Raw genomic sequence first — 14,935 nt, forward strand, 5'->3', positions numbered from 1 at the left:
GGGCAAGCTTTAGACCGTGTGCAAGTACCAGTTGTACTCAAGGTCAGAGATGGAGTTTTCAAACTCCGCCAGCTCGCTTTCTTTGCAGGCGACAAACACATCGATGTAGAGCGGGTCGATGTAACGCGCCATGACTTCGTTGTCGTCCAGCTCGCGCAGCGCATCACGCAAGTTGTTCGGCAGGCTTTGTTCGTTTTGCTCGTAGGAGTTGCCTTCAACCGGCGCGCCTGGCTCGATCTTGTTGGTCAGCCCGTGGTGGATACCGGCCAGCACCGAGGCCATCAGCAGATACGGGTTGGCATCCGCCCCGGCGACCCGGTGCTCGATGCGCACGTTCTCCGGCGAACCGGTCGGCACGCGGATCGCCACGGTACGGTTGTCGATGCCCCAGCACGGCGAGTTCGGCACGTAGAACTGCGCACCGAAACGACGGTACGAGTTGACGTTCGGACACAGGAACGCCATCTGCGCCGGCAGGGTTTCCAGCACACCCCCAATCGCATGACGCAATGGCGCACTGTGCACAGGATCTTCGCTGGCGAAGATGTTGCGACCTTCCTTGTCGAGAATCGAAATGTGCACGTGCAAACCGTTGCCCGCCTGGCCCGGGTAAGGCTTGGCCATGAAGGTGGTGTCCATCTCATGGTCGTAGGCGATGTTCTTGATCAGGCGCTTGAGCAGCACTGCGTAATCACAGGCTTTGATCGGGTCGGAGACGTGGTGCAGGTTGACTTCGAACTGCGCCGGCGCACTTTCCTTGACGATGGCGTCGGCAGGAATGCCCTGCTCTTTCGCGCCTTCGAGAATGTCCTGCAGACAGTCGACGTATTCGTCCAGGTCGTCGATCAAGTACACCTGGGTCGAGCTCGGACGCTTGCCGGAAGTCGGCGAGCGTGGCGACTGCGGACGACCATTGAGGTTGTCCTGATCGATCAGGTAGAACTCCAGTTCGAACGCCGCGCAAATGGTCAGGCCCAGTTCGTCAAACTTGCTGACTACCTGACGCAAAACTTCACGAGGATCGGCGAAAAACGGCTGACCTTCGATCTCGTGCATGGTCATCAGCAGTTGCGCGGTCGGGCGCTTTTGCCAGGGTTCGACACTCAGGGTATTGGGAATCGGGTAACAGATTCGGTCAGCATCACCGATGTCCAGTCCCAGGCCGGTGCTTTCTACTGTTGCGCCGTTGATATCCAGGGCAAACAGTGAGGCAGGCAGGTTGATGCCTTGCTCGTACACCTTATGCAGGCTGGTGCGATCGATACGTTTGCCACGCACTACACCGTTCATGTCTGCAATCAGAAGGTCGACGTACAAAACCTCAGGATGTTTCTTAAGGAATGCGTTCGCTTCGTTGAGCTGAACGGCACGCAGAGGTACCGACATGTTGGAACACCTTTGATGTTAAAAATAATATGCACCGCCCTTTCACTAGTTCAGTCAATCCGAACCGTCAGAGGAAGTCAATAGCAGCATTAACGCACCAACAAGGTGCAATAGTCGGTTTGTAAACGCTAATTTGTGGCTTTCCCTGAACGGTTAAACGTTTTCGTGTGGAATTTTTTACATGGAGGTTGTTAAACAAAATCAACAACGCTAAGCTCCGGAAAAACTCGTTCAGTCTGTTCTTCGAGGTGATAAAAATGGCAACCAAGCCATTCGTCGACGTCAAAGCGTGTGTATCGGCCCCTGCGCTGGATCCCTGCTCCGTAAGCGAAACTCTGTACAGGCGAACCCCGTTCGCTGCCCACGACTCCCAGTTTGAGATCACCCCTCCTGCGTGACGCGAAGGCGCTCTATTCATCACGCACGACAACACTCAGCAATGCCAAGCCACGCCTCAGTGAGCCACGCATCAATGCGCGCCCTGATTCATGGTGTGCGGTCAGCTCGTAATCAAAAGCATATGAAAACAAGAAGCGGAGTTTCCCATGGCTAACGCCTCCAGCATTTACAGGAAGGCCCTTGAAGGCAACCCGCACCCGAAAAAGGTGCTGGTTAAAATCGATCGCGTGACCAAGAAGTTCGACGAGACCGTCGCCGTGGACGATGTGTCCCTGGAAATCCGCCAGGGTGAAATCTTCGCCCTGCTCGGCGGTTCCGGTTCGGGCAAATCGACGCTGTTGCGCATGCTCGCCGGCTTCGAACGTCCGACCGAAGGCCGCATCCTTCTGGACGGTGTCGACATCACCGACCTACCGCCCTACGAGCGGCCGATCAACATGATGTTCCAGTCCTACGCCTTGTTCCCACACATGACCGTGGCGCAGAACATTGCCTTCGGCCTCAAGCAGGACCGTTTGCCGGCCGCCGAGATAGCAGCCCGCGTTGAAGAAATGCTCAAGCTGGTACACATGAGCCAGTACGCCAAACGCAAACCGCATCAACTGTCTGGTGGCCAGCGTCAGCGCGTAGCCCTGGCCCGTTCGTTGGCCAAGCGGCCGAAACTGTTGCTGCTCGACGAGCCGATGGGTGCGCTGGACAAAAAGCTGCGCCAACAGATGCAGCTGGAACTGGTGGAAATCATCGAACGCGTCGGCGTGACCTGCGTGATGGTGACCCACGACCAGGAAGAGGCCATGACCATGGCCCAGCGCATCTCGATCATGCACCTGGGTTGGATTGCCCAGACCGGCAGCCCGGTCGACATCTATGAAGCCCCGGTCAGCCGCCTGGTGTGCGAGTTCATCGGCAACGTCAACGCCTTCGAAGGTGTAGTCACCGAAGACGAAGAAGGTCACGCGATCATTCAGAGCCCGGACCTGGCGCAGTGCATTTATGTCGGCCACGGCGTCAGCACTTCGGTGGAAGACAAGGCCGTAACCTTCGCCATCCGCCCGGAAAAAATGCTGGTCTCGACCCTCAAACCCGAGAGCCGCTACAACTGGTCGCAAGGGATCGTCCACGACATCGCCTACCTCGGCGGTCACTCGGTGTTCTACGTGCAATTGCCGAGCGGCAAGATCGTCCAGTCGTTCATGGCCAACGCCGAACGCCGTGGCACGCGCCCTACCTGGGACGACAGCGTGTACGTCTGGTGGGAGGATGACAGCGGCGTGGTACTGCGCTCATGAGTACTCTCAATCAGCGTTTCATGCGCCTGCTTCCAAGCGGCCGGCAAGTGGTTATCGGCGTACCCTTCCTGTGGCTGTGCCTGTTCTTCATGCTGCCATTCTTTATCGTGATCAAGATCAGCTTCGCCGAAGCTGCGCTGGCGATCCCGCCGTATACCGAGATCTACAGCTTCGTCGAGCAGAAATTCCAGCTGCTGCTGAACCTGAGCAACTACGGGATGCTGGGCGAAGATGAGCTGTATATCTCGGCTTACTTCGGCTCATTGAAAGTGGCGTTTTTCAGCACGTTGATGTGCCTGGTGATCGGTTTCCCAATGGCCTACGCCATCTCCAAATCGCGCAAGGAAGCGCAAACCGTGCTGCTGCTGTTGATCATGATGCCGACCTGGACCGCGATCCTGATCCGCGTCTATGCGTGGATGGGCATCCTCAGCAACAACGGTCTGCTCAACGCATTCCTGATGTGGACGGGGCTGACGTCCAGCCCGATTGAAATCCTCAATACCAACACCGCTGTTTATATCGGTGTGGTCTACGCCTACCTGCCGTTCATGGTGTTGCCGCTGTACGCCAACCTGGTCAAGCACGATCCAAGCCTGTTGGAAGCGGCATCGGACCTCGGTTCCAGTACCTTCAACAGCTTCTGGAAAATCACCGTGCCGATGGCGCGCAACGGCATCATCGCCGGCTGCATGCTGGTGTTCATTCCGGTGGTCGGTGAGTTCGTGATTCCTGAACTGCTGGGCGGCCCGGAAACCCTGATGATCGGCCGCGTGCTGTGGCAAGAGTTCTTCAACAACCGTGACTGGCCGGTGGCCTCGGCCCTGGCGGTGATCATGCTGGCGATCCTGATCGTACCGATCTTGCTCTTCAGTCGCAGCCAAGCCAAAGAGATGGAGGGACGGGCATGAAGCGTTTCGGATTTTCAAGAATGATGCTGATCCTCGGCCTGCTGTTTATCTACCTGCCGATGCTGATCCTGGTGATCTACTCGTTCAACGCCTCGAAACTGGTGACGGTCTGGGGTGGCTGGTCGGTGCATTGGTACGCCGGCCTGCTGGACAACAAACAACTGATGGGCTCCGTGGTGCGCTCGCTGGAAGTGGCGTTCTACACCGCCATCTCCGCCGTGGCACTGGGTACGCTGGCGGCGTTCGTGCTGACCCGCGTTACCCGCTTCAAGGGCCGCACGCTGTTCGGTGGCCTGGTCACCGCGCCGCTGGTGATGCCGGAAGTGATCACCGGTCTGTCGTTGCTGCTGTTGTTCATCGCCATGGCGCAGATCATCGGCTGGCCGCAAGAGCGTGGCCTGCTGACCATCTGGATTGCCCACACCACCTTCTGTTCGGCCTATGTCGCGGTGGTGGTGTCGTCACGCTTGCGTGAACTGGACATGTCGATCGAAGAAGCGGCGATGGACCTCGGCGCCCGCCCGTGGAAAGTCTTCGCCCTGATCACCGTACCGATGATCGCGCCGTCACTGGCGGCCGGCGGCATGATGTCCTTCGCTTTGTCGCTCGACGACCTGGTACTCGCCAGCTTCGTTTCCGGCCCTGGCTCGACTACGTTGCCGATGGAAGTGTTCTCCGCCGTGCGACTGGGCGTGAAACCAGAAATCAACGCCATCGCCAGCCTGATCCTGCTGACCGTGTCGCTGGTGACTTTCATGATCTGGTACTTCGGCCGCCGCGCAGAAGCCGCCCGCAAACGTGCGATTCAGGACGCCATGGAATCGATGGCCAACGAAGCGTATTCGCAGCCTGAGAAGAAAGTCGTCAAACCGCAATTGGTAGGTGCAGCCGCATAAGCGGCTGTGCTTCACCCTTGTACAGGCTGTGTGAGAACGTAGCGAGCGAAGGCAGGACAAGGCAAAAATAGGCGAGGAAGCGGAGTTTAGGGACCTAAATGAGCATTCCGAGCCTGTTTTTAACGCAGTTATGCCGAGCGCAGCAGTTTTCACACAGCCTGTAGCTGGACGTTAAAAGAAATGGAGTGGTACGCATGAAAATGTTTGGCAGGACCGTCCTTGCCGTCTCTGTACTGGGCGTGTCCTTGTTCAGCGCAATCAATAACTGCGCCTTGGCCAATGACAAGGTCCTGCGGGTCTACAACTGGTCCGATTACATTGCCCCGAACACGGTCAAGCAGTTCGAAGACGAAACCGGGATCACCGTCGTCTACGACGTGTTCGACAGCAATGAAACCCTTGAAGCCAGGTTGCTCGCAGGCAAGTCCGGGTACGACATTGTCGTGCCCTCCAACAGCTTTCTGGCCAAGCAAATCAAGGCCGGGGTCTACCAGCCACTGGACAAGTCAAAAATGCCCAACTGGAAAAACCTCAACCCGGTGCTGTTGAAAAACGCCGCCGCCAGCGACCCCGACAACGGTTACGCCTTCCCTTATATGTGGGGCTCGATCGGCATCGGCTACAACCCGGAAAAGGTCAAACAAGTACTGGGCAAGGATGCACCGATCAACTCCTGGGACCTGCTGTTCAAACCGGAAAACGCAGAGAAACTGAAGTCGTGTGGCATCAGCTTCCTCGACTCACCGACGGAAATGCTGCCACTGGCGCTGCACTACCTCGGCTACCCGGTGAACTCGCAAAACCCGCAACAGATCGCCGAAGCCGAAGCGCTGTTCATGAAAATCCGCCCCTCGGTGGCGTACTTCCATTCGTCCAAGTACATCTCCGACCTGGCCAACGGCAACCTCTGCGTCGCGGTCGGTTATTCGGGTGACATCTACCAGGCCAAGGCTCGCGCTGTCGAAGCCGGTGATAAGGTCAACGTCAGCTACAGCATCCCCAAAGAAGGCGCCGGCAGCTTCTACGACATGGTCGCCATCCCACGCGACGCCGGCAACGTCGAAGGTGCGTACAAGTTCATGAACTTCCTGATGCGCCCGGACGTCATGGCCGAAATCACCAACAGCGTCGGCTACAGCAACGCCAACTCGGCGGCTACACCGTTGGTGGACGAGTCGATCCGCAACGATCCAGGCTTATATCCGCAGCAGGAAGTGATGGCGACCTTGTACGCGATACCGGACATGCCGATTGCCACCCAACGCTTGATGACGCGGGGGTGGACGCGGGTCAAGTTGGGTAAATGATTTATATCGCGCTCATATAGGACGCGATTCGGAAATCCGTTCTTGTGGCGACTTACCAACGCCACGGGGGAAAGAACGGGCCTGCCTGGCCTTCCTCGGTACGGGTGGGATTTTTATAGCGCCTTCGGGCGCTTTTTTTGGTTCGCCTGTCAGATAGCCTTCGCCAACACGTTGGCGAAGACTGACCATCAGACGCCGCAAAACCCATTGCCAAAATCACCGCCGATGAAACCTGAACACCTCACTCGGCGCCTGCCCCGGCACATCATCAAACATACCCTGCTATCGCAGTATGATCATTCGGTCTCATCCAGTAATCTACCTGCCTCATTCCCTCACCCAAACGGCCCTCATGAACATCATCCGCAGCAAGGCCTTCACCGGCGACCGTGCCTGGGCCGCGCTTGATATCGCCAACATGAACGGGATCACCACCCGCCTGCACTGGACCGACCAGCCCTACAAGTGGCATGTGAATGACGGACAAGAGGTGTTCGCCGTGCTCGATGGCCGTGTGGAAATGCACTACAAGGAAAACGGCGTCGAGCGCTCAACCGTGCTGGAAACCGGCGACATTTTTTATGCCTCCGTGGGCACCGCGCACGTCGCCCACCCGATAGGCCAGGCGCGGATATTGGTGGTGGAAAGCGAAGGCAGCGTCTGACGGAAACCCACCATGATCAAAATTGCCGTACTGACCGCCGCCCTGGTGTTGAGCGCAGGATTACTCAGCGTTCAGGCACACGCGGAGGGTGATGCCGAAGCGGGAGCGATGCTGTTCAAAAAACTGTGCAGCAGTTGCCATTACATCGGCCGGAACGCGCGGAGCTCTTTCGGCCCGCAGCTCAATGGTATTTTCGGGCGCCAGGCCGGTAGCACCACAGACTACCAATACTCAGACGCCATGAAAGCCTCATCCATTGTCTGGAACCGAGAAACGCTGACCGCCTACGTCCAGGACCCCAGTGCCGTGGTACCCGGGACTCGCATGAGTTTCTGGGGGCTCAGCGATCCGGAAAAAATCGCCAATCTGTTGGCTTATCTGCAGACATTTCAGGCGAAGTAAGGCATTGCGAGGCAAATCGATGGGGACAGGTTTATTGATAAGGGCTACTGCACAGCTCCTGGAATAAACCTGTCCCGCTTTTCGCTACTTTTTACGCGGTCATGGCCTCCTGAACCGACTGTGCAGCTTTACGAATCACCTCCAGCACAAACTCAGGCTGGGACAGCATTGGCACGTGGCTGCTGTTGGTCTCGACCGTGGTAGCACCCATGCGTTTGGCAACAAAGCGTTGCAGCTCGGGGTGAACAGTCTGGTCGTCGTTGGCCACGATGTACCAACTTGGTTTTGAGCGCCAGGCCGTGCCTTCAGCCTGTTGCCCGAACAAATCTGCGGCGGGCGCGGCGTGGGTAGCCCAGACCAGCTTTTGCTCCGCCTCAGACAAATCCCCGGCAAAACACGCGACGCCTTCTGGTTTCACCCAAACGCGACCGTCGGTGACCTCGATGTGGGAAAACACCTCGGTAACCGGGAACTTGGCTTGCAGGCTCTGCGACGTTTCGTCAGCGTCCGGCGCCAGTGCTGCGATGTAGACCAACCCGGCCACCCGCGGATCTGCCCCGGCGGCGGTGATCAGCGTACCGCCGTAGGAATGACCGACCAGAATCGCCGGGCTGCTGACCCGGGCCAACGTGCTGATGACACCCGCGACATCGGCGGCGAGGGTGTCGAGGCCATACTGAGCCGCGATCACCTCGTAGCCTTCGGCCTGCAGCGCCGGAATCAGTTTGCTGAAGGACGAGCCATCGGCCCAGATGCCGTGAACGAACACGATGCTCGGTTTGCGTTGCGTAGACATATAAAGTGCACCTTGTAAGGGACAACATGAGTGTTGTCCTCGAGACATACGTTGCTCTTCCCTTGAGACCACAACCAAGACTTTGTATGCTCGAGGCATGCTTTAAAAGTATAGGTGAGCGAACATGGAACTACGGCATTTACGCTACTTCATTGCCGTCGCCGAAGAAGGCAGCCTGACCACTGCTGCCGAGAAACGACTCTACACCGCACAGCCTTCGCTCAGCCGACAAATCCGCGACCTCGAACTGGAAGTCGGGGTCAAGCTGCTGGAGCGCAAGGCGCGTGGGATCGCCCTCACCCCGGCCGGCCGGGTGTTCCTCGATCATGCACGCATGGCATTGATGCAAATCGAAATCGCCTGCGAAGCAGCACGTCGTGCCGAGCAGCCGGAAAAGCCGGGATTTGTCGTAGGCTTTCTCGCCGGACAAGAAGTCGTCTGGTTGTCAGAGACGCTGCGCATCCTGCGCGAAGAAGCGCCCGACGTCGAAATCACCCTCTCGACCAAATCCTCACCCGAACTCGCCGATGCGTTGATGCAGGGCAAAGTCGACGTCGCCCTGCTTCGGCACGAACCACAGACCACCGGCCTCGCCTATAACTTTCTGATCAAGGAACCGCTGATCGCAATCCTGCCCAGCGACCACCCCCTCGCGGCGCGCAAGGCCATATCCCCCAGGACCTGGCCCGCGAAACCTTCATCAGCCCGGCGCGAATCGCACCGGTGCTGAAGGCTGTCATCGACGACTACGCAGCCAAAGCGGGGATCACGCTGAGGCCTGCCTACGACGCGGAAAACGTATCCGGCGGCATGTCACTGGTGGCCTCCACCGGCGGGATTACCCTGCTTCCGCTGTATGTGCAAAACATGCTGATTCCGTCGGTTGTTGCGCGACCGCTGGAGGGAGAAGTGCCAACCATCGACCTGATGATGGGCTACAACAAATCGAATACCTCGGCACTGCTCAAGCGATTTCTGGCGCGGGCGGATGAGCTGGTTGAACGCGGGATGCAAAAGCACGAGTTTCTGGCGCTACTTGAGGGCCGGTGATAGGAACATCATAACGATGGCGTCCGCTACTTACGCAACGACCTCAACCCAGCGCGCACCTCCTGCGCAAACAACTGCGGCTGCTCCCAGGCTGCAAAGTGCCCACCTTTATCGGTCCGGTTGTAATAAATCAGGTTGTGATACGCCTGCTCCGTCCAACTGCGCGGCGCCTGGTAATTCTCGCGCGGAAAGACACTCACCGCTGCCGGGATCGACACGTCGGCGGCGGCCAGGAAGTTGAAATGCGACTCCCAGTAAAAGCGCGCCGAGGACACTCCGGTGTTGGTCAACCAGTAAAGCGTGAAGTCGTCGAGCAGGTCATTGAGGGTCAACTCGCCCGCGGATTCTCCATTCACCACTTTGCCGAACACCGCTGAAGTCAGTGCCGCCGCCGGCTGGACATAACCGTCGCCGTGATCCAGCAACCAACTCGCCAACCCAACAGGTGAATCCGTCAGTCCGACGAGCGTTTGCGGGCGTGTACCCATTTCCAATGCATAGGCGCGGCGCTTTTTGGCGGCGCTGCTCAGTTGCTCGTAGGCGTGCTTTTCCTCTTCCCCTAGACCGGCCGGTGTGGGATCTCCGGCTTGCAGCGCCTTGGCAATCTCGGCAGGAATCGTCGCCGGAAAGTTCACGTGAATGCCCAACAACTCCGGCGCGGCCTGCTTACCCATCACATTGGTCACCACCCCACCCAAATCACCACCCTGCGCGGCAAATCGGGTGTAGCCAAGGCGCTTCATCAGCTCGACCCAGGCCCGCGCCGTACGCTCCGGCCCCCAACCCGTGGTGGTGGGTTTGCCGGAAAAGCCATAGCCGGGCAACGACGGAATCACCAGATGGAAAGCATCCGCCGCACTGGCGCCATGGGCCGTGGGATTGCTTAGCGGATCGATGATCTTGAACATCTCGATCACCGAACCGGGCCAACCGTGGGTGACGATCAGCGGCATCGCGTCTGCATGCTTTGAACGAACGTGGATGAAATGAATGTCCAACCCATCGATCTCGGTCACGAACTGCGGCAACGCATTCAGCCTGGCCTCGCACTTGCGCCAGTCATACCCCGTCGCCCACTGCCGCGCGAGCGCCTGAACCATCGCCAACGGCACGCCCTGCGAATCATCAGCAATCGTCTCCTGCTCCGGCCACCTCGTCGCCTTGATCCGCCGGCGCAAATCGACCAACTGTGACTCCGGCACATGCACCCGCAATGGGCGCACCGCCGTCTTGTCGCCGCCCTTCGCCTGGGCAACCGAAGTGATCGCTTGATTGGACTCTGCAAATGCCAGCCGACTCAACGAGCCAGCGGCAAGCGTCGTTGCGGCCATGCCCACGAAAAGACGGCGAGACGGCGATTCGGGTGGGTGGTTATTTGACATACAGACTCCGAGTGGCGAAGACGCCAGGTTACCAATGAATGGCAACCCGATTTCATCAGGCATCGGCGGCCATAGTCGGCGCAGGGCGCAGGGCGCGCGGTGTGAGGGGGTGCTGTGGTTGATTCCTGGAGGGGCTGCGTTGCGCTTGCGTATGTGAACTGTAGTGCAGAAAGGCTGGGGGATTTCGGATTTTCGGGCCGCCGGCTCAAATGACTGGCATAGGCAAGATGTAACCCGCGCTCAATCGACCCATTCAACTGGCGTCAGTCCCTGAATTGCAAAACCGGCTATCGCCTGCAACTGCTCGACGCTGGCGCCTGCCTTGGCGCTGACTTTCATGCCGCTGAGGGTCGACAGCAAAAAAATGCAGGCGCCCGGGATGTCGGTGTGTGCGGCGATCTGCTGTTGCTCCACCGCGTCGCGCAAGGTGCGTTCGAGCGCTGAGCGCAGGGTTCTGGCGCTGCTGTCGGTGAGTTGGTTGACCTCGTCGTCGGAGAGGCCGAATTCGCAGACGGCATTGACGCCCATGCAGCCTGCCGTGCCTTCCCTTTCCGCCCGCGAAGCGAACGACAAGAGTGTGTTGCGCAAGGACTCCAGCGGCGTCGCGTCCTTGCTCAATCGCCAGATAAGATCACTGACACTGTTGGCCTGATACTGCTGCATGGCGTGCAGGTACAACTGGCGTTTGTCGCCAAACGCGTTGTACATGCTTTGCCGACTCAAACCCATGGCGTTCATCAGTTCTTCGGTGGACGCGGCCGCGAAGCCTTTGTCACAGAACACCTTGATCGCCTGCAGCAACGCTTGGTCACGGTCGAATTGTCTCGGTCTTGCCATTGCGTGCCTCGGGGCGATTCAAAGTGAAGCTGTCGGGGTTGAGCAGCCGGGTGCTTGGCCGTCCGCGCAGTCAGGCCAGATAACCACCGTCGATGGTCAGGCTCGACCCGGTGACGAAACTCGCCTCGTCACTCGCTAAATAGGCCGCCATGGACGCGATCTCCTCTGGCATGCCCAGGCGGCCAACCGGTAGAAGGCCGAGAATCTTATCCATGTACGGTGAATCCTCGGGGTTCATGTCGGTGGCGACGGGGCCAGGCTGGATGTTGTTGACCGTGATCCCACGCGACGCGAAATCCAGCGCGAGGCCGCGAATCATACCGACCATCGCCGCCTTCGTCATCGAATAAGCACTGGAACCCGGGAACCCGGAGCGCTCTGCCGTGACACTGCCGATGGCAATGATTCGGTCGCCGCGGGTCATCACCCGAGAGCAGGCCTTGGCCGCGACAAACGCAGCGCGCACGTTGACGGCGTACATTTCGTCAAAGGCTTCGAGACTGAAATCATCCACGGAGCCCAGGCCCAGGATGCCGGCGTTGTTGACCAGAATATTCAGCGCGCCGAACTGCTCGACGGTGGTCGCCACCGCGCGTTCGATGTCCGACGCGCTTTTGCTGTCGGCCTTGATCGCCAACGCCCTGCCACCTTCTGCCTGAATACTGGCGACCAACGCATCGGCCTTGGTCGTCGACGCTGCATAGGTGAACGCCACAGCCGCGCCCTCTTGAGCCAGGCGCCGGACGATAGCGGCACCGATACCGCGTGAACCGCCAGTGACGAGGGCTATTTTGTTTGCGAAACGGGTTGGGATGATGGACATGGGTTAGATTCTCTTTGTGGATTAATTAATCTAATATATCCTGAAAAATCTACCCAACATCTGAAGAATTATCAACCTGATTATAGATTTTTTAATCCGCTAAACCTAGGCCCTCGTATTTTTTCGCGTATCCCGGCTGGATTGGCGAAAAAACGGTGTGTGTTCTGGCTTTATCGCAGCCTTCGTCAGCTCCTACGAGGGAGCGCTCGTTCTAACTGATTGACACTGTTCCTGTACCCCTACCCAAATGCTCCTCGGAATACATACCTGCCCATACGCCAAAACCCGCGCCGTCCTAACCAAGCCAGAACGAACCACTACGCCCTTGTCGAGTTGCATCTGCACTGTCAACGCCCCCGTCGGATGCTCTACAAACAACGTCTTGCAATCACCCTCTGGCAAAACCGCCAGACCATTCAGAACCGACCCTTCAACCAAACACGCCGTAGCCACACTGACCGCCCCAAACACCCCAATCGAGCTATGGCACCGATGCGGTATAAACGTCCGCGTCGACACCGCCCCGCCATCCCGGGGCGGCGCCACCAAACACATCTTCGGCACGCTCCGTTCCCTCACATCGCCGAGGTTCATCATCACTCCAGCCTGCAGCCGAATCGCCTCCACCCTCCCCTTCAAAACCTCATCCGCCTCCAGCTCAGCCGGGCTTTCATAGCCAGTGCATCCAACGTCCGTAGCGCGCATCAGCACCACTGGCATGCCGTTGTCGATGCAGGTCACCTCCACGCCATCGATGACATTGCGAGCAGTTCCTGTCGGCAGAAGAGCGCCACAACTGGACCCGGCAATGTCTTTGAATTCGATGAGGATCGGGGCATGGCTGCCCGGCACGCCATCGACCCGCGTGTCGCCGTCGTAGCGCACTTCGCCTTCAGGCGTTTGCACGGTGGCGATGGCGATTTGGCCGGTGTTGGTCATGTGGATGCGGACCGACGTCAGGTCGTCGGTGATGGGCACCAGGCCGCATTCGAGGGCGAAGGGGCCGACGCCAGCGAGGAGGTTGCCGCAGGGTTGGCCGTAGTCGACGCGGGCTTCGTTGAGCAGCACCTGGGCGAACAGGTAGTCGACATCGGCGTCTTCGCGGGTTGACGGCTGGACGATGGCGACTTTGCTGGTGAGGGTGTTGCCGCCGCCGAGGCCGTCGATCTGGCGATCGTCGGGGGAGCCCAGGGCGGCGAGGAGGACGCGGTCGCGCAGGTGCGAATCGGTGGGCAGGTCGGCGGCGAGGAAGTACACGCCTTTGGAAGTGCCGCCCCGGATCTGCATGCAACGAATCTGCGTCTGACGCACGTATCAGTCCTCTAATGACTCCAATGTATCGACATACCGTAACCCTTTTTCGGCCAGTCGTTCACGCATCTTGTAGATATCCAGGCCGAGTTCGCCGTTGGCCATGCGCAGGCGTTTTTCTTCTTCCAGCGCGGCGCGTTTGCGGCTGGCTTCGACCACCTGCTGTGCGTCGTTGCGGCGGACGATGACCACGCCGTCGTCGTCGGCCACGACCACGTCGCCGGGGTTGATCAGTTGGCCGCCGCAGATGATCGGCACGTTGACCGAGCCGAGGGTTTCCTTGACGGTGCCTTGGGCGTAGACCGCGCGGGACCAGACCGAAAAGCCCATTTCGCGCAGGGTGCGGGTGTCGCGCACCCCGGCGTCGATGATCAGCCCGCGCACACCGCGTGATTGCAGCGAGGTGGCCAGCAGGTCGCCGAAGTAGCCGTCGATGCACGGTGAGCTGGGGGTGACCACCAGGATGTCACCGGGTTGGCATTGTTCGACCGCAACGTGGAACATCCAGTTGTCGCCGGGGGACACCAATACCGTGACCGCCGAGCCGCTGATGCCGTGGTCTTGCTGAATCGGACGCAGGTCGGGGCCGAGCAGGCCTTTGCGGCCTTGGGACTCGTGGACGGTGGCGACGCCGTAGCGCGCCAGTTCGTCGATCACGTCGGGATTGGCGCGCTGGATGCTGCGCACGCAGATGCCGGTCTGGCCGATGACGTAGCTCATGCCAGGTTCTCCGTCACACGCGGGAAGATGCTCTGGTAGCCCTCGGCGTACTGGATGTTTTTGCTCGAGGTAATGCCGACGTTGCGCTTGGCCTGCACGCCACGCTGCTGGGCCACGCGGGTGTAGTACTCCCACAGGTGTTCCTGGCCGGCCATGCACTGGATCGCCTGATACTTGGTGTCCCACACCTCGGTGATATCCAGCAGCACGTCGGGGCGCCAGTCGCACTGTTCCGGCTGGTGTGGCTCGAAGCAGTACACCGGTGGCGCGCCGATAATTTTTTCGCCGGGCTTGTAGCCTTCGGCCTGGGCGATGATCCGCGCTTCCTGGGCCATGTGGGTGGCCAGCGGGTGGTCGTAGTTGTACGGGTCTTTCAGCGAATGGCTGAGGACGAATTCCGGTTGCACGCGACGGTAGACATCGGCGAGTCGGAAAATCGTGTCTTTGTCGGCGCGCATCGGGTAGTCGCCGATGTCGAAGAATTCCACAGTGGCGCCGAGAATGTCGGCGGCGGCCTGGGCTTCTTCGCGGCGTGCGTCCTTGACCCGTTGTTCGGTCATTTCGCCCTTGCGCCACAGCTTGGCCGACTCACCGCGCTCACCGAACGACAGGCAGACGATGTGTACCGCGTAGCCCTGTTTGGTGTGCAGGGCAATCGCGCCACCTGCGCGCCAGACGAAATCCGCAGAATGTGCGCTGACGATCAATGCCGATTTGCTGGAACCCGTCATGAAGAAACCCTCTGGTTGTCATTGTTTCGAC

The 14,935-nt window shown here is 59.1% G+C and carries 14 protein-coding genes and 1 pseudogene; 7 read left to right on the forward strand and 8 right to left on the reverse strand.

From position 1 onward, the window contains the following. Positions 1-9: 9 nt before the first annotated feature. Positions 10-1,386: a glutamine synthetase family protein gene (locus ACF0H7_RS19845; protein ID WP_397448579.1), complete on the reverse strand. Its 1,377-nt coding sequence runs from the start codon at positions 1,384-1,386 to the stop codon at positions 10-12. Positions 1,387-1,931: 545 nt separating this feature from the next. Between ACF0H7_RS19845 and potA the strand changes: the two genes are divergently transcribed. The 6 genes from potA (at position 1,932) to ACF0H7_RS19875 (ending at position 7,254) form a co-directional block, all read left to right on the forward strand. Continuing rightward, positions 1,932-3,074 carry a polyamine ABC transporter ATP-binding protein gene (potA, locus tag ACF0H7_RS19850; protein WP_397448580.1) on the forward strand — a complete coding sequence of 381 codons (1,143 nt, stop codon included), beginning with the start codon at positions 1,932-1,934 and terminating at the stop codon, positions 3,072-3,074. Continuing rightward, positions 3,071-3,985 carry an ABC transporter permease subunit gene (locus ACF0H7_RS19855; RefSeq protein ID WP_397448581.1) on the forward strand — a complete coding sequence of 305 codons (915 nt, stop codon included), beginning with the start codon at positions 3,071-3,073 and terminating at the stop codon, positions 3,983-3,985. Before potA ends, ACF0H7_RS19855 begins: the two co-directional genes overlap by 4 nt. Then, on the forward strand, positions 3,982-4,881 hold the full coding sequence (locus ACF0H7_RS19860; protein WP_397448582.1) for an ABC transporter permease subunit: 900 nt from the start codon (positions 3,982-3,984) through the stop codon (positions 4,879-4,881). The genes ACF0H7_RS19855 and ACF0H7_RS19860 overlap by 4 nt, the downstream gene beginning before the upstream one ends. 194 nt (positions 4,882-5,075) lie before the next feature. Continuing rightward, the gene (locus tag ACF0H7_RS19865; RefSeq protein WP_397448583.1) at positions 5,076-6,188 is read left to right on the forward strand and encodes a polyamine ABC transporter substrate-binding protein; all 1,113 of its coding nucleotides are present in this window, start codon (positions 5,076-5,078) and stop codon (positions 6,186-6,188) included. A gap of 352 nt (positions 6,189-6,540) precedes the next feature. Further along, entirely contained in the window at positions 6,541-6,852 is a 312-nt protein-coding gene (locus ACF0H7_RS19870) for a cupin domain-containing protein (protein WP_397448584.1), read from the forward strand. Between the two features lie 12 nt (positions 6,853-6,864). Then, positions 6,865-7,254, forward strand: a complete 390-nt coding sequence (locus ACF0H7_RS19875; protein ID WP_397448585.1) for a c-type cytochrome — start codon at positions 6,865-6,867, stop codon at positions 7,252-7,254. Between the two features lie 91 nt (positions 7,255-7,345). Here ACF0H7_RS19875 and ACF0H7_RS19880 read toward each other — a convergent pair whose 3' ends face one another. Then, complete coding sequence (locus tag ACF0H7_RS19880) at positions 7,346-8,050, reverse strand: alpha/beta fold hydrolase (protein ID WP_397448586.1); 705 nt, start codon at positions 8,048-8,050, stop codon at positions 7,346-7,348. Between the two features lie 124 nt (positions 8,051-8,174). On the opposite strand from ACF0H7_RS19880, the pseudogene ACF0H7_RS19885 reads away from it, so the two are divergent. Continuing rightward, positions 8,175-9,100 (forward strand): annotated as a pseudogene (locus tag ACF0H7_RS19885) (LysR substrate-binding domain-containing protein). Positions 9,101-9,126: 26 nt separating this feature from the next. Here ACF0H7_RS19885 and ACF0H7_RS19890 read toward each other — a convergent pair. The 6 genes from ACF0H7_RS19890 to galB form a co-directional block, all read right to left on the reverse strand. Beyond that, positions 9,127-10,482: an epoxide hydrolase family protein gene (locus ACF0H7_RS19890; RefSeq protein WP_397448587.1), complete on the reverse strand. Its 1,356-nt coding sequence runs from the start codon at positions 10,480-10,482 to the stop codon at positions 9,127-9,129. Between the two features lie 240 nt (positions 10,483-10,722). Further along, positions 10,723-11,319 (reverse strand): TetR/AcrR family transcriptional regulator, encoded by a 597-nt coding sequence (locus ACF0H7_RS19895; protein WP_397448588.1) that lies wholly within the window; start codon positions 11,317-11,319, stop codon positions 10,723-10,725. A 70-nt stretch (positions 11,320-11,389) separates the two neighbouring features. Next, positions 11,390-12,142: a 3-oxoacyl-ACP reductase family protein gene (locus ACF0H7_RS19900; RefSeq protein ID WP_397448589.1), complete on the reverse strand. Its 753-nt coding sequence runs from the start codon at positions 12,140-12,142 to the stop codon at positions 11,390-11,392. Positions 12,143-12,334: 192 nt separating this feature from the next. After that, a complete protein-coding gene (locus ACF0H7_RS19905; protein ID WP_397448590.1) occupies positions 12,335-13,453 on the reverse strand; it encodes a 4-oxalomesaconate tautomerase in 1,119 nt (372 codons plus the stop codon). A gap of 3 nt (positions 13,454-13,456) precedes the next feature. Beyond that, the gene (locus ACF0H7_RS19910) at positions 13,457-14,173 is read right to left on the reverse strand and encodes a 4-carboxy-4-hydroxy-2-oxoadipate aldolase/oxaloacetate decarboxylase (RefSeq protein ID WP_397448591.1); all 717 of its coding nucleotides are present in this window, start codon (positions 14,171-14,173) and stop codon (positions 13,457-13,459) included. After that, positions 14,170-14,904, reverse strand: a complete 735-nt coding sequence (gene galB, locus ACF0H7_RS19915; protein ID WP_397448592.1) for a 4-oxalmesaconate hydratase — start codon at positions 14,902-14,904, stop codon at positions 14,170-14,172. Before galB ends, ACF0H7_RS19910 begins: the two co-directional genes overlap by 4 nt. Positions 14,905-14,935 lie beyond the last annotated feature (31 nt).

It is taken from the genome of Pseudomonas sp. NA-150 (assembly GCF_044336365.1).
Taxonomy (GTDB): domain Bacteria; phylum Pseudomonadota; class Gammaproteobacteria; order Pseudomonadales; family Pseudomonadaceae; genus Aquipseudomonas.

Excerpts from the sequence above, each read along its gene's own strand:
- ACF0H7_RS19895 (WP_397448588.1), bottom strand. The coding sequence starts at position 11,319 with ATGGCAAGACCGAGACAATTCGACCGTGACCAAGCGTTGCTGCAGGCG.
- ACF0H7_RS19900 (WP_397448589.1), bottom strand. The coding sequence starts at position 12,142 with ATGTCCATCATCCCAACCCGTTTCGCAAACAAAATAGCCCTCGTCACT.
- ACF0H7_RS19855 (WP_397448581.1), top strand. The coding sequence starts at position 3,071 with ATGAGTACTCTCAATCAGCGTTTCATGCGCCTGCTTCCAAGCGGCCGG.
- potA (WP_397448580.1), top strand. The coding sequence starts at position 1,932 with ATGGCTAACGCCTCCAGCATTTACAGGAAGGCCCTTGAAGGCAACCCG.
- ACF0H7_RS19845 (WP_397448579.1), bottom strand. The coding sequence starts at position 1,386 with ATGTCGGTACCTCTGCGTGCCGTTCAGCTCAACGAAGCGAACGCATTC.
- ACF0H7_RS19870 (WP_397448584.1), top strand. The coding sequence starts at position 6,541 with ATGAACATCATCCGCAGCAAGGCCTTCACCGGCGACCGTGCCTGGGCC.
- ACF0H7_RS19875 (WP_397448585.1), top strand. The coding sequence starts at position 6,865 with ATGATCAAAATTGCCGTACTGACCGCCGCCCTGGTGTTGAGCGCAGGA.
- ACF0H7_RS19865 (WP_397448583.1), top strand. The coding sequence starts at position 5,076 with ATGAAAATGTTTGGCAGGACCGTCCTTGCCGTCTCTGTACTGGGCGTG.
- ACF0H7_RS19890 (WP_397448587.1), bottom strand. The coding sequence starts at position 10,482 with ATGTCAAATAACCACCCACCCGAATCGCCGTCTCGCCGTCTTTTCGTG.
- ACF0H7_RS19860 (WP_397448582.1), top strand. The coding sequence starts at position 3,982 with ATGAAGCGTTTCGGATTTTCAAGAATGATGCTGATCCTCGGCCTGCTG.
- ACF0H7_RS19880 (WP_397448586.1), bottom strand. The coding sequence starts at position 8,050 with ATGTCTACGCAACGCAAACCGAGCATCGTGTTCGTTCACGGCATCTGG.
- galB (WP_397448592.1), bottom strand. The coding sequence starts at position 14,904 with ATGACGGGTTCCAGCAAATCGGCATTGATCGTCAGCGCACATTCTGCG.
- ACF0H7_RS19910 (WP_397448591.1), bottom strand. The coding sequence starts at position 14,173 with ATGAGCTACGTCATCGGCCAGACCGGCATCTGCGTGCGCAGCATCCAG.